The sequence below is a fragment of the Kribbella sp. NPDC051137 genome (assembly GCF_040682535.1).
GTDB lineage: Bacteria > Actinomycetota > Actinomycetes > Propionibacteriales > Kribbellaceae > Kribbella > Kribbella karoonensis.
This window is the reverse complement of the sequence record NZ_JBFBBI010000002.1, coordinates 1,442,849-1,468,518: the sequence shown is the minus strand read 5'-3', so window position 1 is coordinate 1,468,518 and position 25,670 is coordinate 1,442,849. Positions and strand designations below refer to the sequence as shown.

Here is a 25,670-nt window from a genome sequence, read left to right as displayed (position 1 = left end):
TGTAGCTACAACCATTACGATGTTGTCGTGAGCACACGATGGCTGGACGACGCCGAGATGACCGCCTGGCTGCGACTGGTCGGCGTGGTCGAGCTGCTCCCCGGCGTCCTCGACTCGCAGCTGCGCCGGGACGCCGAGCTGACGCACTACGAGTACTACGTGCTCGCGATGCTGTCCGAGGCGCCGAAGCGGACGCTGCGGATGACCACGCTCGCGCAGCGGACGAACGCGACACTCCCCCGGTTGTCACATGTCGTGAAGCGGCTCGAGGACCGCGGGCTGGTCGAGCGGTTCCCGTGCCCTGAGGACGCGCGCGCCACCAACGCGCGGCTCACCGCGGCCGGCTGGAAGAAGATCAGGGCGACCGCCCCCGGCCATGTCGAAACGGTCCGTCAGCACGTCATCGACGCGCTCACCCCGGAGCAGGTCACCCAGCTCGCCGAGATCGCCGGTGCGATCCTCGGAGCGGTCGACCCGGACGGCGGCCTCAGCGCGCTGTACCGACGCTGACATCAGCGCGGAGCGTCGGGACTCACCTCCAGGAGCACCTTCGAGGCGACGGTGCGGTCGCTCGCCAGGTCGAACGCCGCGATCGCCTCCGCGAGCGGGAACGTGTGCGTGACGACCGGGTCGACGTACAGCCCGTCGGCCAGCCACTCGATCGCGGTGTCGAACTCGCGGTCGAACCGGAACGCCCCGGTCAGCGTGAGCTCCCGCGTCATCAGCAGCGCACCCGGGAATCCCGTGTCACCGGGCGGCAGCGATCCCACCTGGACGACGGTCCCGCCGCGGCGTACCCGCTCCACACAGGTCCGCAACCCGCCCGCCGTACCGGACGCCTCGATCGCGACGTCGATCTCGTCCGGCCACTCGGCCGCGTCCGCGCGGACGGTCGCCGTCGCACCGACCTCGGTCGCCAGCGCCAGCGGAGTCTCGTGCAGGTCGGTCGCGACGATCTCCCGGGCCCCCGCCCGCCGTAGCGCGGCCACCACCAGCAGACCGATCGGCCCCGCCCCCGTGACGAGCACCTTCTTCCCGTCCACGGCCCCGTCACCGGCCCGCCGTACGGCGTGGATCGCCACCGCCAACGGCTCCGCCAGCACGGCCCGCCGCAACTCGAGCCCGTCCGGCAGCACCCGGACCTGGTCGGCCGGCAGGAGCAGCTCATGGACGAACCCGCCCTGGATGTGCGGCGTCCGCGCGGCGCTGCCGAGATAGTTGCTGAAGGCACAGATGTTCCGCCGGTCCTGCCGGCACTCCGGGCACTCTCCGCACGGCGTCGCCGGATGGATCCCGACCGGCGTACCGACGGGCAGGTCGCCCGCACTCACCCAGCCGGCCACCTCGTGCCCGAGCACCAGCGGATGCTCGATCCGGAAGTTCCCCACCCCGCCGTCGCGGTAGTAGTGCAGGTCGGTCCCGCAGATCCCGCCGTACGCGATCCGCACCGCGACCTGCCCGGTCGAAGGCTCGACCGCCTCCCGCTCCTCGACCCGCAGGTCCCCAGCACCGTGCACCACACACGCGTCCACGCACCCACCTCCACCGTCGCCGTCCCCCGACCGTACCCGAAGCATCTGCCCGGTCATCTGAAGTCGCGGGACTTGGTGCGGGCGGCAAGAGGGAGGCGTTGGAGGTGTTCGGCGGAGAGGTTGGTTACTTCGCCGGCGCGTTCGACGCGGCCGCGGATGATGAGGGCGGCGGCGTTGCGGGCCACGGCGGCGTGGTGGTGCCAGCAGCCGACGGTGATGACGATGTTCGCCATGCCGGTCTCGTCCTCGAGGTTCATGAACGTGACGCCGGACGCGGTCGCCGGGCGCTGGCGGTGGGTGACGACACCGGCGACCCGGACGCGGGCGCCGTTCGGGGCCTCGCGGAGCTGGGCGGCGGACAGGATGCCTTCGGCGCGGAGCTGTTCGCGGACGCGTTCCATCGGGTGGCTGGTGGTGGTGATCGACGTCGACCACAGGTCCGCCATGTCCGCCTCGACGTCGCTCATCCCGGGCAGCGTCGGCGGCGGACCGGCCGCGCTGATCCCGGCCAGCCGGCCCGGGCGTTCCTCGGCGGCGCGGCCCGCCTCCCAGAGCGCCTGCCGCCGGTCCAGGCCGAAGCAGTCGAACGCCCCGGCGGTGGCCAGCGCCTCGACCTGCGCCGCGGTGATCCCGGTCCGCCGGACCAGGTCGGCCATCTCGGTGAACGGCCCGCCGCGGTCGCGCTCCTCGACGATCAGCTTCGCCCCCTTCTCCCCCACCGTGCGCACCTCGGCCAGCCCGAGCCGGACCGCGAACGCCCCGTCCCGGCGGTGCACCGTGGTGTCGAACGGCGCCTTCGGGTCGAACGGCCCGACCACCGGCTGCGGATCCGCCAGGCACTCGTCGAGCCCGGTCGGCCCGGTCAGCTGCTGCCCGTCGACGAGCAGCTCGAGCCCGGCGTCGACACCGGACAGCTGCAGATGCGGACGCCGTACTTCGACACCGTGCCGGCGGGCGTCCGCGACCAGGGACTGCGGCGAGTAGAAGCCCATCGGCTGCGCCTGGAGCAGCGCGGCCAGGAAGGCGGCCGGGTAGTGCAGCCGCAGCCAGGTGCTGGAGTAGACGAGCAGCGCGAAGCTGATCGAGTGCGACTCGGCGAACCCGAAATTCGCGAACGCCTCGATCTTGGCGTAGATCTCGTCGGCCAGCTCGCCGCTGATCCCGTTGCGCGCCATCCCGGCGTACAGCTTCTCCTTCAGTGACGAGATCCGCTCGATGCCGCGCTTCGAGCCCATCGCACGGCGCAGCAGGTCGGCCTCGTCGCCGTCGATCTCGCCGACCGCCATCGCCATCTGCATCAGCTGCTCCTGGAACAGCGGCACGCCCATGGTCCGCTGCAGCACCGGCTCGAGCTTCGGGTGCAGGTAGGTGATCGGCTCCTCCCCGGTCCGGCGGCGGATGTACGGGTGCACGGCACCGCCCTGGATCGGGCCGGGCCGGATCAGCGCGATCTCGGTGACCAGGTCGTAGAACCGGCGCGGTTTCAGGCGCGGCAGTGTCGCCATCTGGGCCCGGGACTCGACCTGGAACACCCCCACCGAGTCCGCCCGGCAGAGCTGGTCGTACACACCGGCCTCCTCGCGCGGGATCGTGTGCAGCTCCCAGTCCTCGCCGATCTGCTCGCGGACCATGTCCAGGCAGTACTGCAGCGCGGCCAGCATCCCGAGCCCGAGCAGGTCGAACTTCACCAGCCCCATCCACGCGCAGTCGTCCTTGTCCCACTGCAGGACCGTGCGGTTCTCCATCCGGGCGTGCTCGATCGGCACCACCTCGCCGACCGGCCTCTCGGTCAGCACCATCCCGCCGGAGTGGATCCCCAGGTGCCGCGGGAACTTCAGCAGCTCGCTCGCCATCGCCACCACCTGCGGTGGGATGTCGTGCTCGGTCGAGGTGATCTCCGGGCTCCAGCCGTCGACCTGTTTCGACCAGGCGTCCTGCTGGCCGACGGAGTACCCCAGGGCCTTCGCCATGTCCCGGACGGCGGACTTCGGGCGGTACGAGATCACGTTCGCCACCTGGGCCGCGTTGTGCCGGCCGTACTTCTCGTAGACGTGCTGGATCACCTCCTCGCGGCGCCCGGAGTCGAAGTCGACGTCGATGTCCGGCTCCTCGGCGCGGGTCGTCGCCAGGAACCGCTCGAACGGCAGGTCGTACAGGATGCTGTCCACCGCGGTGATCCCGAGCGCGTAGCAGACCGCGGAGTTCGCCGCGGATCCCCTGCCCTGGCAGAGGATCCCGTTGTCCCGGGCGAACCGGACGATGTCCTCGACGATCAGGAAGTACCCCGGGAACTCCTTCTCCTCGATCACGGCCAGCTCGCGTTCCAGCCGCTGGTACGCATCCGGCCGCTGCTCGCGGGTCCCGTACCGCCGGGCCGCGCCTTCGAACGTCAGCACCCGCAGCCACGACATCGGGGTCTCCCCCTCGGGTACGTCGCGCAGCGGCAGCTTCGGCTTCGCCCGCGCCAGGTCGAACGCGAGCTGGTCGGCGAGCGTCACCGTCCGGGCCACCGCCCCGTCGTACCGCCGGAACCGGGTCGTCAGCTCCGCGCCGGACCGCACGAACGCCATCCCGCTCGACGGCAGCCAGCCGTCCATCGCGTCCAGGTCGCGCCGGGCCCGGACGGCGGCCAGCGCGGAGGCCAGCCGGTACTGCGCCGGGGTCGCGTAGTGAACGTTGTTCGTGGCAACTACCGGGAGGCCGTGGTCGGCGGCGAGCGCGGCCAGGATCCGGTTCCGCGTGGTGTCGGCGGGCAGGTGGTGGTCGATCAGCTCGACGACCACCCGGTCCTTGCCGAACAACGCGGTCAGCCGGTCCAGCTCGCGCCCGGCCGCGGCCGGGCCGTCGGCCTGCCCGCCGAGCTCGAGCGCCTGCCGGACCAGCCCTTTGCGGCAGCCGGTCAGGATCACCCACTGTCCCTTGCCGGCCGCTGCCAGCTCCTCCAGGACGTAGACGGGCTTTCCCTTCTCACCACCCGCGAGTTGCGCCTCGGTGATGGCACCGGCCAGCGCGTGGTACCCCTCCTGCCCCTCGGCGAGCACCAGCAGGTGACTGCCCTCCGGGTCGGCGACCCCGTTCTGCGGACCGGTCAGCCCAAGGGACAGCTCCGCCCCGAACACGGTGGGCAACGAGTACGCCGCGGCGGCCTCGGCGAACCGGGCCGCGCCGTAGAACCCGTCGTGATCGGTCAACGCCAGCGCGTGCAGCCCCTGCCGGACCCCTGCCTCCACCAGGTCCTCCGGCTGCGAAGCCCCGTCCAGGAAGGAGAAGTTCGAGTGCACATGCAGCTCCGCATACGGCACCGCGTGCTCCGGCCGCCGCACCGGCTCCGGCACATACGGCCCCCGGTGCTGCGACCACGCCGGGCTGTCCCCACCATCGGCCGTCACCGGCCGCCCACCGTGACTCCCCGGCCGGGAGCGATCCGACAACCGGCGCTCCAACTCCGACCACTTGATCGGCGGATTTTGATAGCCCACCCCGAACACCTCCCGTCAGAAGACCGGCAACTTGCGATCGATCTCCGCCCACTTGATCGGCGGATTGTTTTGACTTCCTCCCCGTCCTGAAAGACGGAGATTCCTACGCCTGGCCGTCAGTCGGTGGCCTCGGTTCGGCGGGTTCCTGATTCATTCCCAACCGCACCGGCAAGCCGGTGTCTGATGTCGGGTCCACAGGCGTTCAGGGTCTCCGCCAGCCCGGCGGCGACAAGGATGTTCACGGCTGCGTTGTAGTCCCGATCCAGCCGGGTGCTACACCCCTCGCACGTCCACTCGCGGATATGGAGTGGCTTCTTTCCTCCCGGTTTCCCACACACTGAACAGGTCTGGGTGGTGGGCTCCCACCGCCCGATCCGCGCCACGGTCCGACCTTGGTTCTCGGCCTTCTCCTTGATGAAACGGATCAAGATCCCCAGCCCTGCGTCGTGCATGGACTTGGCAAGCCTGGTGCGCCCCAAGCCGACCAGGGCAAGAGTTTCCAGTACCAACAAGTCGTGGTCGCGAATCAGACGTGCAGCCAGTTTGTGGTGATGGTCGGCACGCAGATCACGAACCTTCCGGTGGGCACGGGCGACCCTGACACGTGCCTTCGCCGAGTTGGCTGAGCCTTTCTGCTTTCGGGCCAGCGAGCGTTGTCGGCGGGCCAGCCGCCGCGCTGCTGCTTTCATCGGGCGCAGGTTCGGGATCTTCTCCCGGACGGCGTCCCCGGTTCCGGGGTCGACAGAGACGACGGCAGCAAGGTCGGTCAGGCCGAGGTCGAGTGCGGCTACCCGCGTCGCCGGGGTCGGGGCGACGGCAGGTTCGTCTATGACGAAGGAGACCCAGTAGGTACCGTCAGGTTCACAGATCGTCGTGACCGAGGTCGGGTTCGAGGGCAGGTCACGTGAGCGGATGAACTTCAAGTCCCCGATTTTGGGGAGCCGGACCTTGCCCCACTTCGAGCCACCTCTGCCCATGCGCCCTGTGTCGAGGATCTTGAACCGGGTGTTGGCAGTGAACCGCGCGGCCTGACGATGGGAGCGCCGTTTGCGTGACGGCAGCCCCATCTTGGGGCCTCGTCTCTTGCCGGCGAAGGAGGCAAAGAAGTTGCGGTAGGCCCTGGCAGCGTCGGCCGCCGCCTGCTGCAACGGCGCCGCCGACACCTCGGCCAGCCACGCCCTCTCTGGTGTGGTCTTAGCGATGGTGGTAACCAGCCGAGCGGTCTCGGTGAGTGACACATCCCTGTGTAACCCAGCCTGATAGAGCCGGTCCCGTTCGGCGATGAAATCGTTGAACACCACCCGGCAGCAACCGAAGGTGCGCGCCAGCATCCGCGCCTGCTCGCCGGTGGGGTAGGCGCGATACCGGTACCGCTTCACCGCCATGGCCAGATACACCATCGAACCACCGCTGAACCACCTCCCACCAGAAAGTAGAACATATGTTCCCATAGACTCAAACTCCGGCCGACCGGCTCAGCGGGTTCTCAGCCGGATGGCAGTGCGTAGTACGTCGATTGCGGGATGCCACCGGGCCGTGACCGATTCACGCTGGAACCATGAAGTCCTGGGGGCGAGTTACGGGTGCTGTCGTACTGTCCGGCGTGCTGGCGGCGTATCCACTGACCGCATTGGGTGCGACCACGGTCCGGTACGTCGACAGGACCGTCTCCTGCTCCGACGCGGGTCCGGGGACGGCGGCCACGCCGTACTGCACCGTTGCCGAAGGGGTCGGCAAGCTCGCGGCCGGCGTCACGCTGTACATCGGCAACGGCAGCTACGCCGAGACGATCAAGCCCGCGGTCTCCGGTACGTCGTCCGCCCGGATCACCATCACCGCCTGGCCCGGCCGGCACCCGGTGATCGCACCGGCGAGCTTCGGCGCGGTGATCTCGTCGCGGGCGGACATCACCGTCTCCGGGCTCACGTTCAGCGGCACCAGGTACGACGGCGTGTACGTCTCGAACAGCACCGGCATCACGATCTCCCGGAACAGCGTGATCGGCGCCGGACACCCGGTCTCGGGCCAGACGGCGTACGGCATCAGTATCCATGGATCGCGGGCATCGGTTGTCAGCGGCAACAACGTGCACAACAACCACGGCACCGGCATCCTGGTCACCGCGGGCTCCACCGGCATCGTGGTCTCCGGGAACGCGGCCGCCTTCAACGCCGAGGGCTGGCGCCGCAACGCGAACGGCATCAACGTGACCAGCGCCGGCAACACCGTGCTGCGGAACGTCACCCACGACAACGAGGACTCGGGCATCCAGTTCTACACCGGCGGCAACAACAACCTGGCCACGCTGAATCTCTCGTACGACAACGGGGATCACGGCATCGACGACCTCAACGTCACCGGCGGCCGGCTGATCGGCAACACGGTCTACCGCAACTGCACGACGGGGATCAACGTCGAGGGGACGTCCGGCAACTACCTGGTCTACAACAACGTCGCCGTCGACAACGCCGTCTATCCGGCCTACGCCGGGATCGCGTGTGCGCGCCGGACCGGCAACATCGGCATCTGGGACTCCGCGCCGTCCAGCACGACGGTCGACCACAACCTGGTCTGGCTGACCAGGAGCGGCACGATGTACGCGTTCGGCACGACCTACACCTCGCTGACCGCGATGCGGGCGGCGACCCACCAGGAGGCCCACGGAGTGCAGGCCGACCCGCGGTTCGCCGCCGCGGCATCGTGGAACCTGCGGCTGTCGGCCGGCTCGGCGGCGATCGACCGCGCCCACTCCGGCGTCTCCGGCGAGCAGCCGACCGACATCCTCGGCCGGCCGCGCGTCGACGACCCCGCGGCCGCCGACACCTTCGCCGAGGGACCGCGACGGTACGACGACCTCGGCGCGTACGAGTTCCAGCCCTGATCCACAGCGCCCGAAAACCGGTTGACCGACGCCGTGGCGACGCTGGTACCGTTCCGTCGTCCGTGACATCACACCTGGAGGTGAGGCCCCGATGAACGCTGTAGCGCTGTGGGTGCTCACCCCTCTCGTGGTCACGGGCGGGCGATTGACGTAGGTGTCGTCGGGAGCGCCTCGAGCAGACTCCCGAAAGGAAACACCTATGAACTCTTTGCCTTCCCGTCCGGGTCTCCGAGCCCGGTCGGTGACGATCTCGCAGGTCGCCGGCAACCAGTGGCACGCGGTGCGGAACGACCTGACCGTCGGCCGCGGGTACGCGTCGCGGCGGCTCGACGGACGGACCTTCCTCAGCATCGACACCTGGCAGGACGCCGTCTTCGACCGGCTCGCCGCCGTCATGCTCGCCAACCAGCCGGAGCCGGTGTACACGGTGGTGGACGAGACCGACCGCGAGCTCACGGCCGGCTGGCAACGTGCGGGCTTCGCGATCTGGCGTCGTGAGTCGGAGTACGCCGTACCCACCAGGCCGGGCCTCGCCGCCAGGCCGCCGGGGCTGACCATCGTGAGCGGCGACGACGTGCGCGAGGCCCCGCTGCGTGAGCTGGACCGGGCGGTCCGGGCCGAGGTCGGGTCCACCGTCGGCTGGCACACGATGCCTGCCGAGGTGCTGCCCTGGCAGGGCGGGACGCGGCCGCTCGACCCCACGAAGTACACGGTCGCCGTCCGCGACGGCCGGTACGTCGGGCTGGTCCGGGTGGCGACACAGACCCGGCGCCCGCGGATCGGGCTGGTCGCCGTACTGACCGCGGAGCGGCGGCGCGGTATCGCCCGAGCCCTGCTGGACGACGTGCTCGGCCGGCTCCACAGCGTCGGCACCGAAGCGGCCACCGCGGAGGTGGACGAGTCGAACACCGCCGCACTGGCACTGCTCGGCGGGATCGGCGCCGAGCGCACCGGCCGGAGCCTCGAGCTGATCAGCGGGAGGGCCTGACCATGCCCAGAGCAGCAGGCGGTATCGAGGTCGAGGGAACCGTCGTCGAGTGCCTCCGGAACGCCACCTTCCGGGTCGAGCTCGGTAACGGTCACAAGGTGCTCGCGCACATCAGCGGCAAGATCCGGAAGAACTACATCAAGATCGTCCTCGAGGATCGCGTCCTGGTGGAACTCAGCCCCTACGACCTCGACCGGGGCCGGATCATCTTCCGCTACCGGAACTGAAGAACTGTCACCCATCACACACACCTCCCGTCCGGATCAAGACTAGAACATGTGTTCGACCAGGCGTTAATCTGAAAACATGCTTGGTCGGTTCACGGTTCGCCCGTCCGACGACGGATCCAACAGGTTCGGCGTCTGGGACGGTGCGGTCAACGGGTGGCGTGCAACAGGGATCGACGACGAGGCGGAGGCGTACGAAGTCGCCTTCGACCTCGACGTCCAGTACGACGCACACGGCCCGCGGGCCGCGGACGCCGTACGGAAGATCGACCCCAGCCAGCCGGTGGAGCGGGCCACCTGGTCCACCGGCGAACTGGAGGTCTGGATCCGGCACAACGGCGAATGGCTCGGCAAGTTCCGGGACAAGAACGGCGAGCTCGCCTGGGTCCCGGGCAAGGATCTCCGCCCGCTCTAGCCGCCCGGTTTGGGCTTCGGGTTCTTCTTGTCCGGCGGCGTCTTCGGCGGGTTCGGGTTGCCGATCATCTTCTTCGGCGGGGCGACGAAGCGCTTGACCGGGAGGCCGCGCAGTGCGCCCTGCATGGCGGACTCCCAGAGCGGGCCGGCGGTGCCGGAGCCGGTCGGGTCGTGGATCGGGTCGCCGTTCAGGGTCTGGTTCATCAGGTTCTTGTACGGCGGGCTGGCGTCGGCGACGACCGCGGCGGCGGCCAGGTTCGGCGTGTAGCCGGAGAACCAGACGGCCAGGTTCTGCTGGATCGTCCCGGTCTTCCCGCCCATGTCCCGGGTGCCGAACCGCAGGTGGCCGCCGGTGCCGCCCGGCATCATCACCTGGCTCAGCACCCGGTTGACGCCGTCCGCTACCTGCCGCGACAGCACCTGCTTGCAGTCGAGCCCGGGCCCCGGCACCGGCCGCCCGGCCTTGTCCCGCACCGACGTGACCACCAGCGGCTTGCAGTACTTGCCGCGCGCCGCGAACGTCGCGTACGCGTTGGACAGCATCAGCGGCGTCACGTACCCGACGCCCAGTGTCATCGACACCACCTGCTCGAGCGGCTCGCCGCTCTGGGCGTTGTACATCCCGAGCTTGCCCGCGACCTTCCCGATCGCGCACAGCCCGGTCCGCTCGGACAGTTGCAGGAAGTAGGTGTTGGTCGAGTACCGGGCCGCCTCGACCATCGTCAGGTCGCCGCTGTGCGTCGAGTTCTTCGGCTGGTACGTCGGGTCGCGCGTCCACCCCGCACAGGTCCGGAACTTCTTGTTCCGCAGGTCGATCTGCTCCGGCGAGTTGATCCGGTAGTCCATCGGGATGCCCTTGGCCAGCGCGGCCGCGATCGTGAACGCCTTCATCGTCGAGCCGTTCTGGAACCCGCCGTACCCGCCGGCGTACGACTTCTCGACGTTGTAGTTGTAGTTCGTCTGGTGCCGCCCGTTGCCGTACGGCTTGCTCTGCACCATCGCCTTCACCAGCCCGGTGCCCGGCTCGACGATCGTGATCGCGGCGATCGAGGAGTCGGTGGGCCGGCTGTGCCGGGCGATCGACGCCTGCGCGGCGGCCTGGATCTTCGGGTCGATCGAGGTCCGGATCAGCAGCCCGCCGGTCTTCAGATAGTGGTCGCGGTCCTTCACGGTCGCGCCGAGCGCCGGGTTCGCGAGCAGCTTGGAGACCACGTAGTCGCAGTAGAACGGGTACCGCGAGTTCGCGCAGCCGTTCGGCACCGGCTCGACCCGCGACTCGTCGATGACCGGCGTCCGGAGCGCCTCGTTCGCCTGGTGCACGGTGATCACGCCGAGTTCGAGCATCCGTTTGATCACCACGTCCCGGCGGGCCCGGGCGCGGGCCGGGTCGTTGGCCGGGTTGTAGCCGGTCGGGTTCTTCACGATGCCGGCCAGCAGCGCGGCCTGCGGCAGCGTCAGCTTGTCGGCCGTGGTCCGGAAGTAGTGCTGGGCGGCGGTCTGGACGCCGTACGTGCCGGCGCCGAAGTTCGCCAGGTTCAGGTACTTCTCGAGGATCTCGTCCTTGGAGTACTCGCTCTCGACCGCGATCGCGTACCGCAGCTCGGTGATCTTGCGCTCGTACGACACCTCGGTCGCCTTGGCCCGCTCGGCCGCGGTCCGCGCCTTCTCGACCAGGCTCATCTTCACGAACTGCTGGGTGATGCTGGACCCGCCCTGCTGCACCTCGCCGCCGGTCGAGTTCCGCACCATCGCGCGCAGCGTCCCCTTCAGGTCCAGCGCGCCGTGCTCGTAGAACCGGGAGTCCTCGATCGCGATCATCGCCTTGCGCATGATCGGCGCGACCGCGTTCAGCCGGACCGGTACCCGGTTCTGCTCGTAGAGGGTGGCGATCAGCGTGCCGTCCGCGGCCAGGATCCGGCTGCGGACGGCGGGCGCCTCACTCTCGAACTCCTTGGGCAGGCTCTCCACCGTGGCCGCGACCTGTGCCGAACCCTGCCCGGCGAAGCCCGCGAACGGGATCGCCAGTCCGGCCGCGAGCGCACCTGACAGCGCGCTCACGCCGATGAACATGATCAACGACCGAGCCCAGTTGCGACCGCCCCTGTCGGCACGCATTACTCCAGGTTAGAGCACCGATCACTCTCCGGGTACCCCGGAAGTGATTGCCTCGATCAACTTCGGTCGCAGTTCACCGGCCTTGATGACCTCGTCGACCGAGCCGACCTCGCGGGCCCGCTCGATGCTGTGCACCCGGTCGAACTCGGTCGCCACCTCGCCCAGTTTCTCTGCCCGTACGACGGTTCGGACGTCCGCGAGCTCCGTCGCGAGGGCGGCCCGTTCCGCGCCGGAGGCCTCGCCGACCCGCTCGGCCAGCGCCGCCACCCGCGGGTCCGCCGCGGTCCGCGCGTCCACCTCGCCGGCGAACACCACCGCGGCGGCCGGCGCGCCGCCGAGCACCGACGCGAACGATCCCTCGACCGCGAGCACGGTCATCGACGGGTTCAGCGACTTCGAGAACACCACGAACGCACCCCCGTGGTACCGGGAGACGACGCAGAACACGATCGGGCCCTTGAAGTTCACCATCGCACGGCCGATCTCGGCGCCGTACTCGAGCTGCAGGTTCCGCATCGAGTCCGGCGAGCCGTCGAACCCGGACAGGTTCGCCAGCACCACCAGCGGCCGGTTCCCGCTCGCCGAGTTGATCGCCCGCGCGACCTTCTTCGACGACCGCGGGAACAGCGTGCCCGCGGTGTACGTGTCCGGGCCGTCGGTGGGCGGGAACCCCCGGCGCGGCACCGACCGGGACTCGATCCCGACCAGGCAGACCGGGAACCCGCCGAGCCGCGCGTCCACCACGACCGCGGTGTCGGCGTCGGCCATCCCGGCCCAGCGCTCCAGCACCGGGTGGTCCTGGTCGGTGACCGCCCGCATCAGCGTGCGGATGTCGAACGCCTTCTTCCGGTCCGGGTTGGTGGCCGCGGAGAAGATCTCCCCGATCGTCTTGAAGTCGCTCCCGGCGACCTCGTGCGGGTACGGCGTGACGTCGCGGTCCAGCGGGTCCGACGTCGGCGCCCGCCGCGGCCCGCGCTCACCGGGGACGACGTACGTGTGGTCGTAGTACGTCATCAGCACGTCCCGGGCGCCCTTCAGGTCCGCCGCCCAGTACTGCGCCTGGCCGTTCGGGCCCATCACCCGGTCGTACCCGCCGATGCCGAAGTTGTCCTCGGCGGACACGCTGCCGGAGAAGTCCAGCGTCTGCTTGCCGGTCAGCACCATCGCGCTGTCCGGCGTCATCACCAGGATGCCCTTGGTGTGCATCAGCATCGTCGCCTCGGCGTTCCAGTACGGCTGCGCGCCGACGTTGATGCCCGCGACCACGACGTTGATCTCGCCGCCGGCCTGGGTGAACTCGACGATCCGCTTCAGCGCCTTCGCGACCCAGTCCATGTTCTCGGTGCCGGAGTCCATCGAGATCCGGGCACCGGCGGACAGCGAGTACCACTCGACCGGCACCCGCAGCCGCTCAGCCAGGTCGAGCGCCGCGATGATCCGCGAGCACTCCGCCTCGGCGACCGCGCCGAGCGCCTTGGTCGGGTCGCCGCTCATCGCGACCCGGGTGACGCCCTCGGGGTACCGCTCGGTCGGCGTGTTGACGATACCGACGATGATGCCGGCCTTGTTCAGGCCCTTCGGCCGCTCCACCGGGACCAGGTTGCCCGCGTCGTCCAGGTCGTGCTCGACGAACGTGCCGCCCTGGCCGGCGACCATGCCGCTGACCTCGTACGGGTAGATCGTGTTCCGCCGCCGGGACCGCTGCACCTTCTGCGCGTAGTCGTCGAGCGGCAGCAGCCGGCCGGTCGGCGGCTGCTCCACCGACGTCACGACGCCCGCGCCGTGCTGGTAGTAGAACCGGGCCGCGACCGGGTTCGTCGTACCGTCCGGGCCGGCCACCTCGCCCTGGACCAGGACCTCCTCGATCCCGGCACCCGCGGTCATCGGCGCGATGTTGCGCTGCAGCGCGGTGACCTCCTCGACCTGGGCCTCGACGACCGGCCAGATCTGCACCCACACGTGGTTCATGTCCAGCTTCGCGCCGGCCGCGCCACGCGCGGTCCGGGCCCGGCGGATCGCCTCCAGGCAGTTCGCGATCGCGCGCTCGGCGTGCGGCAGCGACGTGACCTGGCCCTCCTCGTCGCGGGCGACCGCGAACTGGCGGACCTGGGCCAGCGCGACCAGCCGCCGGTCGGCCTCGTTCTCGCGCGCGACGCAGTAGTACAGCAGTACGTCCTCCGGCGCCTCCAGCCGGGTGATCCGGAAGTCGCGCAGCCGCCACAGGTTCAGCCGCCGGCCGACCATCGGGTGCACGCCGCGGACGTTGTCGTCCTCGGCCATCGAGCCGCCGGCCGGGCGGTACGTGAAGTACGAGACCGGGCGGCCCTGTCCGGAGGCGACCGCGACCGAGATCCGTCGTACCCGCTGGGCGATCGGCAGGTCGGCGACCATCCGGCGGTACAGGTCGGCGGCGTCCTGCTGCGACTCCGGCAGGTCCGGGCCGTACAGGTACAACTCGACGACGGCCTCGTGGCCGGCGGTCCGGGCGTCGATCCGGTCGGTCAGCGCCTGCGACAGCGCGCTGCCGGGGTCGGCCAGCTCGGCGACCGTGCCGACCGTCGTGACCAGGTGGCTCGGCTTGTCGTCGATCGAGTAGTCGGCGGTCGCGAACGGCCGCCCGTCGACGGCGAACGCGCGCAGGTCGTGCAGCTCGTACTCGCGGTAGTGCCGGCGCACGAGTACTTCGAGCATCGGCTCCTGCTCGCCCCAGCCGTGCTCCAGCCGCTGCGCGAGGAACCGGACGATCGGCTCCGGGATCGCGGCCAGCGCGTCGATCCGCTGCTGCCGGTCCGGCGCGTCCGGATGCGCGGCCAGGTCGGCGACCTCGTCGCTGACACCGGCGATGATCGACGCCCGCTCGGCGTCCACCTGCGGCTGGTCGAACCACCGGAAGCGCACGCTCCGGGCCAGGTCGCCGACCACCGGGAACCGCAGCTGCGTGGCCAGCACCAGCCGGTCCAGCAGGTCGTGCACGCACTCGTCCAGCGGCGCCTCCGGCAGCGGCTCGGCGATCCACCGCTGCAGCACGGACGTCACCAGCAGGACGTCGGGATTCGACCGCAGCTGCGCCAGGAAGATTCGGAAGACCGCTTCCTCGAGCTCAGGGCTGCGCTCCAGCCCGGTCACACCGTAGTGGCCCAGCACGCGGCTCAACCGCGCCTGGAACTCGGCCGGCAGTCCGCCGCGATCCGGGTCGAGGCTCTGCAGGTACGTGTGGAAGTACTCGCGCGGGCTGTGCACCCGGTTCTCGATCGAGGTGTCGGTGCCAGCCGGCCGGTTCCGGCTCAGCTCGGCGAAGTCCGCGAACACCGCCAGCAGCTCGATCTCCTTCGCCACCGGCGGCCCGGACTGCGTCGCCAGCTCGGCCCGCGCGGCCAGGTAGTCGGCCAGCATGCCGCCTTCGTCCTGCGGGTCGATGTCGAACCCGAGCAGCATGCTCCGCAAGTCGTCCAGCCCGCGCTCCACCCGCTCGGCCGCCGACTTCTCCCCGGTCCCGTTCGGCAGATCCAGCTGTACGCCGTTCTGCACCGGAGCGGCTTCCGCGAGAGCGGACTCGTCGGCCACGGGCTCCAGCCGGAGCAGCGGCGCACCCGTCTCCACCTGGCTGCCGGTCGAGACCTGCAGCTCCTTCACGGTGGCCTTGAACGGCGCGTACAGCACCGTCTCCATCTTCATCGACTCGAGCACCAGCACCGGCGCCCCGGCCTCGACCTCGGCCCCGGCCGGCACCGGCGTCGCCACGACCAACGCCGGCGCGGGCGAACGCAGTACGCCGCCCTCGTCCCGGCTGACCCGGTGCGTGACGCCGTCGACCTCGACCAGGTGCACCGGCCCGTGCGTCGCGGTCACCAGCCGGAACCGCTGCCCGCCGACGACCAGTCGGCTCGTGTACTCGTCGAGCCGCTCCAGCTCGGCGTCCACGATCTTCAGCTGCCCGTTCCCGACACCGACCCGGAACCGCTCGGGCCCGATCCGGGCCACGGTCACCTGGTAGCTCGCGCCGCGCAGCTTCAGGTCGATCGCGCGGCCGACCTCGTGCTGCACCTGCGGGCGGCCGCCGTGCGCGGTCTCGTACAGCCGGGTGCGCTCGACCTGCTCGGCGTCCTCGTACCCCTCGATCGCGGCCGCGACCAGCGCGACCCCGGAGTGCCGGTGCGAGACCAGCCGGCCCTCGCCGCGGACCCGGTCGATCCAGCCGGTGTCCGCGCTGCCGTCGATCACCTCGGGCTGGTCGAGCAGCTCGAGGATGAAGCTCTTGTTGGTCGCACCGCCCTCGATCAGGACGGTCGTCGCCCGCATCGCGCGCCGCAGCCGGGCCAGCGCCTCCTCGCGGGTCCGCCCGTACCCGATGATCTTCGCGATCATCGAGTCGAAGTCGGCCGGGATGCTGTCGCCGGCGCTCACGCCGGTGTCGACGCGGATCCCCGGACCGGCCGGAAGATCGAGGACGACGATCTTGCCCGGCGACGGGGCGAAGTCGCGGTCCGGGTCCTCGGCGTTCAGCCGGGCCTCGACCGCGTGCCCGCTCTCCGCCGGTTTCGGGCCCTCCAGGCGGCCGCCGGACGCGACGTGCAACTGGGCCTTCACCAGGTCGAACCCGGTGGTCAGTTCGGTGATCGGGTGCTCGACCTGCAGCCGGGTGTTCACCTCGAGGAACGCGAACGACTTCTCGCCCGGGTGGTACAGGAACTCGACGGTCGCGGCGCCGCGGTACCCGACCGCGATCGCGAGCCGCTCGGCCGACGCCTTCAGGTCCTCGACCTGGGACGCGGACAGCAACGGCGACGCGGACTCCTCGATCACCTTCTGGTTGCGGCGCTGCACCGAGCAGTCCCGGACGCCGAGCGCCCACGCCGTACCCTCGCCGTCGGCGATCACCTGGACCTCGACGTGCCGGGCGCCGGTGACCAGGCGCTCCAGGAACACGATGCCGCTGCCGAACGCGCGGGCCGCTTCCTCGCTGGTCCGGGCGTACGCGTCGGACAGCTCGTCGGCGGAGCGGACCACCCGGATGCCGCGGCCACCGCCGCCGGCCGTTGCCTTGAGCATCAACGGGTAGCCGATCCGGTCCGCGGCCTCGAGCGCCGCGTCCAGCGACTCGACCGCGCCGCGGCTCCACGGCGCCACCGGTACGCCGACCTCCTCGGCGATCAGCTTCGAGCCGATCTTGTCGCCGAGCTTGCGCATCGCCTCGGGGGACGGACCGATGAACGTGACGCCGATCCGCTCGCAGAGCTCCGCGAACGCCGGGTCCTCGGCGACGAACCCCCAGCCGACCCAGGCGGCATCCGCCCCGGTCTCCCGCAGTGCGCGCTCCAGCACCGCCAGGTCCAGGTACGGCCGGGCCGACGCCGGGCCGAGCGGGTACGCGATGTCCGCGGACCGCACGAACGTCGCAGTGCGCTCGCCGTCGGTGAACAAGGCCACGGTCTCGATCGGGTCACCGCCTTCGGCGTTGACTTCCCGGACCGCGTTGATCAGCCGCATCGCGGCTTCACCCCGGTTCACTATTGCGATACGCTTGAACATAGACCGCCTCCGTGTCTCACCCTGCGTCCGCCAACGGGCCATTTTGGATTGCAAACTTGGCCGTTGCGGGCACAGGCTTTCAGGCTTGGCCTATTACCGTCGAGTCGGCCCCCTTCCGAGGCGTGTTCTCAGCTCTGCTAAAGCATGACCCCCGCGTGCGGAAAACTGCCGCGCAGGAGGGGAAATCACACATGACTGAGGAACTGATCGACCGGCTACGCACCGAAGTCGCCGGACCGGTACTGACACCCGCCGACGAGGGGTACGCCGAGGAGCTGTCCGGCTTCAACCTCGCGGTGACGCACACCCCGGACGTCGTGGTCGGACTGACGTCCGAGGACGACGCCGTCGCCGTCGTCCGGGCCGCCGCCGAGACCGGTACGCCGGTCCGCGTGCTGGCCACCGGCCACGGCATCCCGAACCCGATGCGGGGCGGGATCGTCGTGACCACGACCCGGATGACCGGCGTGACCGTCGACGCCGAGACGCGGACCGCACACATCAACGCCGGCACCCGCTGGGCCGAGGTGGTCGCGGCCGCCGCGCCGCACGGACTCGCGCCGATCACCGGCGCGTCCGACACGGTCGGCTGCATCGGCTACACCCTCGGCGGCGGCCTCGGCCCGCTGGCCCGCACGTACGGCTTCTCGTCCGACTGGGCGCGCGGCTTCCGCGTCGTGACGGCCACCGGCGCGGTGACCGCCAGTTCGACCGAGAACGAGGAGCTGTTCTGGGCGTTGCGCGGCGGCAAGGGCGGATTCGGCATCGTCACCGCGATGGACTTCGCGCTCGTCGAGCTGAGCACGCTGTACGGCGGATCGGTGTTCTTCGACGCCGAGCACATCGCGCAGGTGTTCAGCACCTGGACCGAGTGGACCAGGACACTCCCCGAGGAGGCGAACTCGTCGGTCGTCGTGCTGCGGCTGCCGCCGCTCGAGTTCATCCCGGCGCCGCTGCGCGGCAAGACCGTGCTGAGTGTCCGGTTCGCGTACGTCGGGGACACCGCCGAGGGCAAGCGCCTGTTCCAGCCGATCCGGGACGCCGGTACGACGCTGATCGACGCGGTCGGCGAGATGTCCGCCGCCGACATCGCGCTGATCCACAACGACCCGAAGGACCCGACGCCGTCGTGGGACCGCGGTCTGATGCTCGACGAACTCGACCCGGACTTCGTCGCGGCGTTCCTGGACGTGGCCGGCCCGGACCAGCAGCTGCCGCTGATCGCGGTCGAGGTCCGGCACCTCGGCGGCGCGACCGAGCGCGACGTCCCCGAGGGCAGCGCGGTCGGCGGGCGCGGCGGCGCCTGCACGATGGGGCTGATCGGCGTACCGGACCCGAGCCTGTTCGAGAAGGTGCTTCCGGCAACGGTCGACGGGATCCTGGACAAGCTGGCGCCCTGGGTGTGCGCGGAGACCACGGTGAACTTCGCCGGCGGGTTCGCGCTGCCGGGGTCGTACCAGGCGTCCTGGCCGGCGGACACGTTCGCCCGGCTGGCCGCGGTGCGATCGGCGTACGACCCGGACGGACTGTTCCCGTACGGGCCTACTCCGTAGCGTTGACGGCCATCAGCCACTCCGCCTCGACCACCCGGTAGCCGAGCTTGTACAGCCCGCGCAGGATGCCGGGCACATGCGCGGCGCCGTACACGACCGCCACCTCGATGTCCTCGTCGCCGCGTTCCCGGACGACCGCGGCGAGGGCCTCGACGGCGCGGCCGTCACGGCGGTCCAGGATCAGGTCCACGAAGCGGTCCCACTGCTCGCCGCGCAGTTCCTCCTGCCGGGTCGGGAGGTCGTTGACCTCGATGTTCCGGGACAGCAACGCCCGGCGGCCGGCCAGGAAGTGCCCGATCGACACCGCCGGGACCGCCGCCCAGGTAAGGGCCTTGGTCTGCCACGGGAGCTCCTGGAAGCCTTGCTGGAACTCCGCACCGGTCAGGTCCGGGGTCAGGAACGGTACGCCGAGGTCGCCGTACGGGATGTCGTCCTCGACCAGCCCCGACTCCGCGGCCGCCGGCATCACGCGGTACGTCATCGTCAGGCCCTCCACGGCCGTCGACTCGCCCGTGATGCCTTCCACCACGAGCAGGTCGCTCGCCCGCAGACGGGCCTCGACCTCCCGGTAGAACTGCGGTTCCGCGACGTGCAGCATCGGGTACACGACGATCTCCGGTCCCCCGGCCCGCCTGGTCAGCCGCAGTACGGCGGACCGTGTCCCGACAATGCTGTTCTCGACGATCTGCATCGCCCCCACCCCCTGGTGACAGTGTCAGGTCCCTTCGGGGTCAGCTGTGGCACAGTGAGGTGATCATGACTGCTGATCAGCACGGGCACACGCATCGGCTCGACCTCGGAGACGCTTCGGTTCGGGAGTGGGACGCGACGGTGGTCGCCGTGGATCCCGAGCGCGGGATCGTGCTCGACCGGTCCGCGTTCTACCCGGGCGGCGGCGGGCAGCCGCCGGACGAGGGCGTGCTGCTGTGGGGCGGCGTACGGACCCGGATCGTCGGGACCGTCAGGGGCGACGACCTCTATCTCGTTCCGCACGAGGGCGACCCGGCGCCCGCAGCGGGTACGGCGGTCCGCGGCGCGCTGGACGACGAGCGGCGTACCCAGCTGATGCGCACCCACTCCGGGCTGCACGTGCTGACCGGCGTGGTGTTCCGCGACTTCGGGGCGCTGGTCACGGGCGGGAACATGGAGCCGCTGTCGGCGCGGATGGACTTCGATCTGGCCGAGGTGCCGCCGGACTTCAAGGACCGGGTCGCCGAGGCGGTGAACGCGGAGATCCGCACCGACCGGCGGATCACGGTCAGCAATCTGCCGCGGGAGGAGGCGTTCGCGATCCCCGACATCATCCGCACCGCGACGAACCTGCTGCCGCCGGACATCGAGATCGTCCGGATCGTCGACATCGCCGGCCTGGACACGCAAGCCGACGGCGGCACCCATGTCGCCTCGACGGCGATGATCGGCCGGATGGACGTCGTCAAGATGGAAAGCAAGGGCCGAGGCTTCCGCCGCCTCCGGGTCCGGATCAGCTAGAACCGCTCGGCGGACGGGTTAGGGGCGGAGGGGCTAGGAGCGGTTGCGCTTCAGTTCGGCCTCCTGCCGGCGGACCTCGGCCTGGGTGGCGCGTTCGTGTTCGAGCCAGGCGGGGTTCTCGGTGCGGATCGCGTCGATCTCGTCGGTGGTCAGCGCCTCGGTCACCCCGGCGCGAGCCAGCCCACTGATCGAGACGCCGAGCCGGGCCGCGACGACCGACCGCGGATGCGGGCCGTTCTTCCGCAGCTCGCGGAGCCACTCCGGCGGGTCGGTCTGCAGCGCGTTCAGCTCTTCCCGCGACACGACGCCGTCCTGGAACTCGGCCGGTGTGGCCGGCAGATACACGTCCAGCTTCTTCGCCGCCGTCGCCGGTTTCATCGTCTGAGTCTTACGCGCCGTCATGGCAGCAGCGTAACGACCGCCTCGCTACGCTCGGCGGGGTGGGTGCGGGCCGGTAGCCTCAGGTCCGTGACCGGATTCCGGCTGGGCTACGTCCCCGGCGTGACGCCCGCCAAATGGTCCCGGATGTGGACGGAGCGCCTCCCCCGGATCCCGCTCGAACTCGTCCAGGTCTCCGCGGCCGAGGCCCCCGAGCTGGTACGCCGTGCCGAGCTCGACGCCGTACTCCTCCGGCTCCCGATCGACCGCATCGGCCTGCACGCGATCCCGCTGTACGTCGAGCAGACCGTCGTCGTGGTCCCGAAGGACCACGTGATCACGGCCGCGGACGAGATCACCACCGACGACCTGGCCGACGAGCTGATGCTGCACCCGGAGGACGACGTCCTCGACTGGGCACACCCGCCCGGCCGGCTGATCGAGGACCGCCCGGCCCGGACCGCGGACGCGGTCGAGCTGGTTGCCATGGGCACCGGTCTGCTGGTGGTCCCGCAGTCGCTGGCCCGGCTGCACCACCGCAAGGACCTCACCTACCGCCCGCTGACCGGCGTACCCGAGTCGCAGGTCGCACTCAGCTGGCCCGAGGACCAGACCGGCGAACTCGTCGAGCACCTGATCGGGATCGTCCGCGGCCGCACGGTGAACAGCTCCCGCGGTCCCGCACTGCCGAAGACCAAGGCCAAGGCCAAACCCCAGCCCCGGCCGGCTCCGCAGAAGAAGCCGAGGCGCCGCCGGTAGAAATAAGTTGAGTCTTCAACTACTATGGTGGACATGGCGATCTTCCGGTTGAACCACGCGGTGTTGTACGTACGTGACGTCGAAGCGAGCGTCGCGTTCTACCGAGACGTGCTCGGTTTCGGGTACACCGAGACCGGCGACGCGATCCCCGGCGCGGCGTTCCTGCGCGCGCCCGGGTCGACCAACGACCACGACCTCGGCCTGTTCCAGATCGGCTCCCAGGCGGGTCCGTCGGGTGCCGGGCGGACGACCGTCGGGCTGTACCACCTGGCCTGGGAGGTCGACACCCTCGGCGACCTCGAGTCGCTGGCCGGGGCGCTGAGCGCGGCCGGTGCGCTGGTCGGCGCGTCCGACCACGGCACGACCAAGTCGCTGTATGGCAAGGACCCCGACGGGCTCGAGTTCGAGATCGTGTGGATCATCCCCGCCGACCTGCTCACCGACGACGACAAGAACAAGACCGGAATCACCCGCCTGGACCTCGCGGCCGAACTCGCGAAGTACGGCGCGGACGCACGCAGCGGCGTCGGCATCTCCCGCATCAGCTGACTACAAGTACCCATCCCTCCGGGGCGCGGAGGGATGGTCCGGCTCGCGGGGGCGGTGAGCGGGGTGGTTAGGTGAGGGTGCCGACGATTCCTTCGGCGGTGCGTAGGGCGGTTGCCAGGACCGTGAGGACCGGGTTCACGCCGCCGTTGGTGACGTGGACCGAGGCGTCCGCGATCCACACGTTGTCGTGTCCCCAGACGCGGCCGTGCGGGTCGGTGACCGAGTGGGCCGGGTCGTCGCCCATCCGGCACGTCCCGGCCTGGTGCTGCCCGGTGCTCGGGTGCCCGAGGCTCCCGAGCTGACTGACCGACGTACGGACCGCCCCGGCCTCGTCCAGCCACGCCTGCGCCTTCGCGCTCATGAAGCGATGCGCCCGCGCGTCCTCCGGGTGGATCGACCCGCTCGTCACCACCACCGGATTCCCGTACCGGTCGACCACCGACGGATCGACCCGCACGCGGGACTCCCCCGACGTCACCTCCTGGATCGGCCCGACAACCCGGAGCATCCGCCGTACCGCGTGCCGCATCCCCGCCACACTCTCCGCCCCGGCAGCCGGAATCATCCCGGCCGCAGTCAGATAGTCGTACGTCGCGGCAGGCGTCGGCACGAACTCGTTCGCAAGCATCCCGCCCCCGACGATCCCGTCGTTGCCATGCCGGAAGTCGCACGTGGCAATCGACACCCCCGGCCCGACGAGATCGACCACCTCGTCCTCGAACAGCCCGACCGCCCCGGCGTACACATGCGCCTGCAAATGCCGCCCGACCTGGTCCTGGTTGTTCCCGATCCCGTCCGGCTCACCGTCATGCGCACTGTTCAGCAACAACCGCGGCGTCTCGGATGCACCAGTCGCAACCACCACTTCCGCGCAAGACACAGTCCGTCGACCGTCACCACTCACCAGCGCCACACCCACGACGCGCCCACCCGAGTCGGTGACGAGGCGTTCGGCGGTGGTCCCGGTGACGAGGGTGCAGTTGCCGGTTGCCAGCGCAGCCGGCAGCGCGGTGTTGTGCGTCCCACCCTTCGCCTCGACCGGACAGGCGAAGCCGACACACTGCCCGCACCGTACACAGCCGGAACGCCCCTGGTAGTCGACCGAGTTGATCAGCAGCGGTACGTCGAGCGTCCCCCACCCCAGCCGCTCGGCAGCACCCGCCAGCAGGTGCGCCGACCTGGTGCGCGGCATCGGCGGCATCGGCAACGGGATCGACCGCGGCTCGTGCCACGGGTCCGTACCACCGCCGCTCACCCCGAACCGCTGCTCCGCCAACGAGTAGTACGGCTCCAGTTCGTCGTACGAGATCGGCCAGTCCGCCAGCGCGCTCCCCTCAGGTACGCCGTACGTCGTAGCCATCCGGAAGTCCCGCGGTACGAACCGCCAGGCCTGCGCGCCGTATACCCGGGTCCCGCCGCCGACCGTGAACGCGTTGTTCCCCCACGCACCGTCCGACGGCAACACCTGCTGCCGTACGCCGTCCACGACCGCGATGCGGGGCCGCCCCGCCGGATCCGGGTCGGTCGGCGCCGGGAGCCCGAGCGTCGCCCGCGGATTCCGCAGGTGGTCGTGCGCGAGCGACTCCGTCGACGGGTAGCCACCCAACTCGACGACCAGCACCGAACGCCCCGACTCCGCCAGCACCTGAGCCGCCGCACCACCGCCGGCGCCCGACCCGATCACGACGCAGTCGTACCGCTCCGCGATCGCCTCCCACGGCGTCACGACCAGCTCGGTCCGCACTGCGGCGAACTCCCCCGTTCGCCACCCCACGCGATCCCAGGCGGCCGGCTCCGCGTAGTACCCCTGCGCCACCAACCGGGTCAGCCAGCCCTGGTCACCACCGTCCAACGCCTGCTCGACCCGCCCACGCCAGTCCGGCCGGTCCTCGGTCAGCACCCGCTCGACGAACCCCACCACCCCGCGGCCCCACTCCTCCCCCGGCACCACGACCTCCGCCAACCGCTCGAGCTCACTCCGTTGCTGTTCAGACAGGTGCACGCCGAAATCCTCGCACGTTCGGCGCCGGGGTGAGCGTCCCCGTCCCAGCCAGCAGTTTGTACTTGCCGGTCCATTCTTGCCGAGCAACTCTGTGGTCATGGCACTTGACGACTATTACCTGCTCGGCCGGTCCGGACTGCGCGTCAGCCGGCTGGCCCTGGGCACGATGAACTTCGGACAGGACGGCTTCCACGCGCCGTACGGCAAGACCGAGGACGAGGCGCGGGCGATCTTCCGCGCCTACATAGATGCCGGCGGCAACTTCATCGACACCGCGGACTTCTACACCGCGGGCGAGAGCGAACGGATCGTCGGCCGGCTGATCGCCGAGGCCGGCGTCCGGGAGCGGATGGTGCTCACCACCAAGGCGACCAACAGCGTCGACACCGGCGACCCGAACGCGGGCGGCAACAGCCGCAAGCACCTCATCCGCGCGCTCGACGACTCGCTCCGGCGTCTCGGCACCGACTACGTGGACCTGTTCCTGCTGCATACCTGGGACCGGATCACGCCGGTCGACGAGGTGCTGCGGACGCTCGACGACCTGTCCCGGTCCGGCAAGATCCGGTACGCCGGGCTGTCCGACGTACCGTCCTGGTACGCCGCTCGCGCGCAGACGCTGGCCGACGCGCACTCGCTGACCCCGATGGTCAGCCTGCAGCTGCCGTACTCGCTGATCGAGCGCGCGATCGAGACCGAGCACGTGCCGATGGCGCAGCAGCTCGGGCTCGGGATCACCGCGTGGAGCCCGCTCGGAGGCGGATTCCTGACCGGGAAGTACCGGCGTGACGAGACCCGGACGATGTCGGGCGAAGGGCGGTTGACCGGGGACGGCGCGGCCGGGCAGAGCTGGACCGATCGGCAGTGGGACCTGTTGCCTGCGGTCCGTGACGTGGCCGACGAGCTCGATGTGACGATGGCGCAGGTCGCGGTGAACTGGGCCGCCACCCAGCCCGGCGTCGCCTCGGCGATCGTCGGTGCGAGTAACCCGGGACAGCTCGAGTCGAGCATCGCGGCGCTCGGGTCCGAGCTGCCCGCCGAACTACGGGCTCAGCTCGACGAGGCGAGCGCCGTACCGCCGTCGTCGGTCTACCGGATGTTCACGCCGGAGTACCAGGGCTGGATGGTCAGCCCCGGCGCGAAGGTCGCCGACAAGCCGGCCGGGTACCGGCCGCCGGTGGTCAACTGGAGCTGAGGTAGTCCAGGCACAGATCGAGCGCGTACTCCAGATGCGTCGCGGAACCGGACGCCATCAGGATCGCGACACCGCCCTGGATCGCCGCGATCAGCGCGGCCGAGGCACGGGCGGGATCCACGTCGGCACGGATCTCGCCCGCCGCCTGCATCTCCTCGATCCCGCCACGCAGCCGCCGCTCCCACTGCGCGAGCAGCTGCCCGGTCACCGCCTGTGCGGCCGGGGTGTGGCGGCCGATCTCGGTGATCAGGACGCCGAGCGGGCAGTTCACGCCCTGGCGCCGGTACTTCTCCACGACGACGTCCCGCCAGTCGCGCCAGGCGTCCCAGCTGGTCAGCTGTCCGAGATGCGGCTCCTGGTCCTCGAGCACCTGCTCGGCCTCGCGCTCGGCGACCGCGAGCAGCAACTGCTCCTTCCCGTCCGGGAAGTAGTGGAACAGCTGACTCTTCCCGGTCCGGCTGCGCCGGCCGACGTCGTCCAGCTTCACCGCGTTGATCCCGCGCTCCCGGATCTCCGCCGCGGCGGCCGCCACGATCCGGTCCCGCGTCGCCGCACCCTTCGCTGTCAGCACACCTCGA

General features: G+C 70.4%; 19 protein-coding genes. 10 read left to right on the top strand and 9 right to left on the bottom strand.

Annotated features, from left to right (window positions below; genetic code table 11):
* Positions 1-27: 27 nt before the first annotated feature.
* Positions 28-510 (top strand): MarR family transcriptional regulator, encoded by a 483-nt coding sequence (locus tag AB0M51_RS14475; protein ID WP_363749460.1) that lies wholly within the window; start codon positions 28-30, stop codon positions 508-510.
* Between the two features lie 2 nt (positions 511-512).
* On the opposite strand, the gene AB0M51_RS14470 is transcribed toward AB0M51_RS14475, so the two are convergent.
* From AB0M51_RS14470 to AB0M51_RS14460, 3 genes are all read right to left on the bottom strand, one after another.
* A complete protein-coding gene (locus tag AB0M51_RS14470) occupies positions 513-1,532 on the bottom strand; it encodes an L-idonate 5-dehydrogenase (RefSeq protein WP_363749459.1) in 1,020 nt (339 codons plus the stop codon).
* A 53-nt stretch (positions 1,533-1,585) separates the two neighbouring features.
* Positions 1,586-5,011 (bottom strand): error-prone DNA polymerase, encoded by a 3,426-nt coding sequence (locus AB0M51_RS14465; protein ID WP_363749458.1) that lies wholly within the window; start codon positions 5,009-5,011, stop codon positions 1,586-1,588.
* 116 nt (positions 5,012-5,127) lie between these two features.
* A complete protein-coding gene (locus AB0M51_RS14460; RefSeq protein WP_363749457.1) occupies positions 5,128-6,411 on the bottom strand; it encodes an RNA-guided endonuclease TnpB family protein in 1,284 nt (427 codons plus the stop codon).
* 158 nt (positions 6,412-6,569) lie between these two features.
* Between AB0M51_RS14460 and AB0M51_RS14455 the strand changes: the two genes are divergently transcribed.
* The 4 genes from AB0M51_RS14455 to AB0M51_RS14440 all read left to right on the top strand — a co-directional run bounded on the left by AB0M51_RS14455 (position 6,570) and on the right by AB0M51_RS14440 (position 9,522).
* Positions 6,570-7,892, top strand: a complete 1,323-nt coding sequence (locus AB0M51_RS14455; RefSeq protein WP_363749456.1) for a right-handed parallel beta-helix repeat-containing protein — start codon at positions 6,570-6,572, stop codon at positions 7,890-7,892.
* Between the two features lie 199 nt (positions 7,893-8,091).
* A complete protein-coding gene (locus AB0M51_RS14450) occupies positions 8,092-8,880 on the top strand; it encodes a GNAT family N-acetyltransferase (RefSeq protein ID WP_363749455.1) in 789 nt (262 codons plus the stop codon).
* A gap of 2 nt (positions 8,881-8,882) precedes the next feature.
* Positions 8,883-9,107 (top strand): translation initiation factor IF-1, encoded by a 225-nt coding sequence (gene infA, locus AB0M51_RS14445; RefSeq protein WP_344187311.1) that lies wholly within the window; start codon positions 8,883-8,885, stop codon positions 9,105-9,107.
* A 79-nt stretch (positions 9,108-9,186) separates the two neighbouring features.
* Entirely contained in the window at positions 9,187-9,522 is a 336-nt protein-coding gene (locus tag AB0M51_RS14440; protein ID WP_363749454.1) for a hypothetical protein, read from the top strand.
* Here AB0M51_RS14440 and AB0M51_RS14435 read toward each other — a convergent pair.
* Both AB0M51_RS14435 and AB0M51_RS14430 read right to left on the bottom strand, forming a co-directional pair.
* Positions 9,519-11,636 carry a transglycosylase domain-containing protein gene (locus AB0M51_RS14435; protein ID WP_363749453.1) on the bottom strand — a complete coding sequence of 706 codons (2,118 nt, stop codon included), beginning with the start codon at positions 11,634-11,636 and terminating at the stop codon, positions 9,519-9,521. The two genes, AB0M51_RS14440 and AB0M51_RS14435, sit on opposite strands and share 4 nt — an antisense overlap.
* 21 nt (positions 11,637-11,657) lie before the next feature.
* The gene (locus AB0M51_RS14430) at positions 11,658-17,165 is read right to left on the bottom strand and encodes a carboxyl transferase domain-containing protein (RefSeq protein ID WP_363749452.1); all 5,508 of its coding nucleotides are present in this window, start codon (positions 17,163-17,165) and stop codon (positions 11,658-11,660) included.
* A gap of 191 nt (positions 17,166-17,356) precedes the next feature.
* Here AB0M51_RS14430 and AB0M51_RS14425 point away from each other — a divergent pair, with 191 nt between their 5' ends.
* Entirely contained in the window at positions 17,357-18,718 is a 1,362-nt protein-coding gene (locus AB0M51_RS14425; RefSeq protein WP_344187317.1) for an FAD-binding oxidoreductase, read from the top strand.
* On the opposite strand, the gene AB0M51_RS14420 is transcribed toward AB0M51_RS14425, so the two are convergent.
* Complete coding sequence (locus AB0M51_RS14420) at positions 18,708-19,409, bottom strand: hypothetical protein (protein WP_344187319.1); 702 nt, start codon at positions 19,407-19,409, stop codon at positions 18,708-18,710. The two genes, AB0M51_RS14425 and AB0M51_RS14420, sit on opposite strands and share 11 nt — an antisense overlap.
* A gap of 65 nt (positions 19,410-19,474) precedes the next feature.
* Between AB0M51_RS14420 and AB0M51_RS14415 the strand changes: the two genes are divergently transcribed.
* Positions 19,475-20,209 carry an alanyl-tRNA editing protein gene (locus AB0M51_RS14415; protein ID WP_344187321.1) on the top strand — a complete coding sequence of 245 codons (735 nt, stop codon included), beginning with the start codon at positions 19,475-19,477 and terminating at the stop codon, positions 20,207-20,209.
* Positions 20,210-20,242: 33 nt separating this feature from the next.
* On the opposite strand, the gene AB0M51_RS14410 is transcribed toward AB0M51_RS14415, so the two are convergent.
* Positions 20,243-20,611 carry a DUF5997 family protein gene (locus AB0M51_RS14410; RefSeq protein ID WP_344187322.1) on the bottom strand — a complete coding sequence of 123 codons (369 nt, stop codon included), beginning with the start codon at positions 20,609-20,611 and terminating at the stop codon, positions 20,243-20,245.
* 66 nt (positions 20,612-20,677) lie between these two features.
* Here AB0M51_RS14410 and AB0M51_RS14405 point away from each other — a divergent pair, with 66 nt between their 5' ends.
* Both AB0M51_RS14405 and AB0M51_RS14400 read left to right on the top strand, forming a co-directional pair.
* Entirely contained in the window at positions 20,678-21,346 is a 669-nt protein-coding gene (locus tag AB0M51_RS14405; protein ID WP_344187324.1) for a LysR substrate-binding domain-containing protein, read from the top strand.
* A gap of 33 nt (positions 21,347-21,379) precedes the next feature.
* Positions 21,380-21,895 carry a VOC family protein gene (locus AB0M51_RS14400; protein ID WP_344187326.1) on the top strand — a complete coding sequence of 172 codons (516 nt, stop codon included), beginning with the start codon at positions 21,380-21,382 and terminating at the stop codon, positions 21,893-21,895.
* 67 nt (positions 21,896-21,962) lie between these two features.
* On the opposite strand, the gene AB0M51_RS14395 is transcribed toward AB0M51_RS14400, so the two are convergent.
* Positions 21,963-23,897: a GMC family oxidoreductase gene (locus AB0M51_RS14395; RefSeq protein ID WP_344187327.1), complete on the bottom strand. Its 1,935-nt coding sequence runs from the start codon at positions 23,895-23,897 to the stop codon at positions 21,963-21,965.
* A 97-nt stretch (positions 23,898-23,994) separates the two neighbouring features.
* Between AB0M51_RS14395 and AB0M51_RS14390 the strand changes: the two genes are divergently transcribed.
* Positions 23,995-25,092 carry an aldo/keto reductase gene (locus AB0M51_RS14390; RefSeq protein ID WP_344187329.1) on the top strand — a complete coding sequence of 366 codons (1,098 nt, stop codon included), beginning with the start codon at positions 23,995-23,997 and terminating at the stop codon, positions 25,090-25,092.
* Here AB0M51_RS14390 and AB0M51_RS14385 read toward each other — a convergent pair.
* Positions 25,079-25,663: a TetR/AcrR family transcriptional regulator gene (locus AB0M51_RS14385; RefSeq protein WP_344187330.1), complete on the bottom strand. Its 585-nt coding sequence runs from the start codon at positions 25,661-25,663 to the stop codon at positions 25,079-25,081. The two genes, AB0M51_RS14390 and AB0M51_RS14385, sit on opposite strands and share 14 nt — an antisense overlap.
* Between the last annotated feature and the right edge of the window lie 7 nt (positions 25,664-25,670).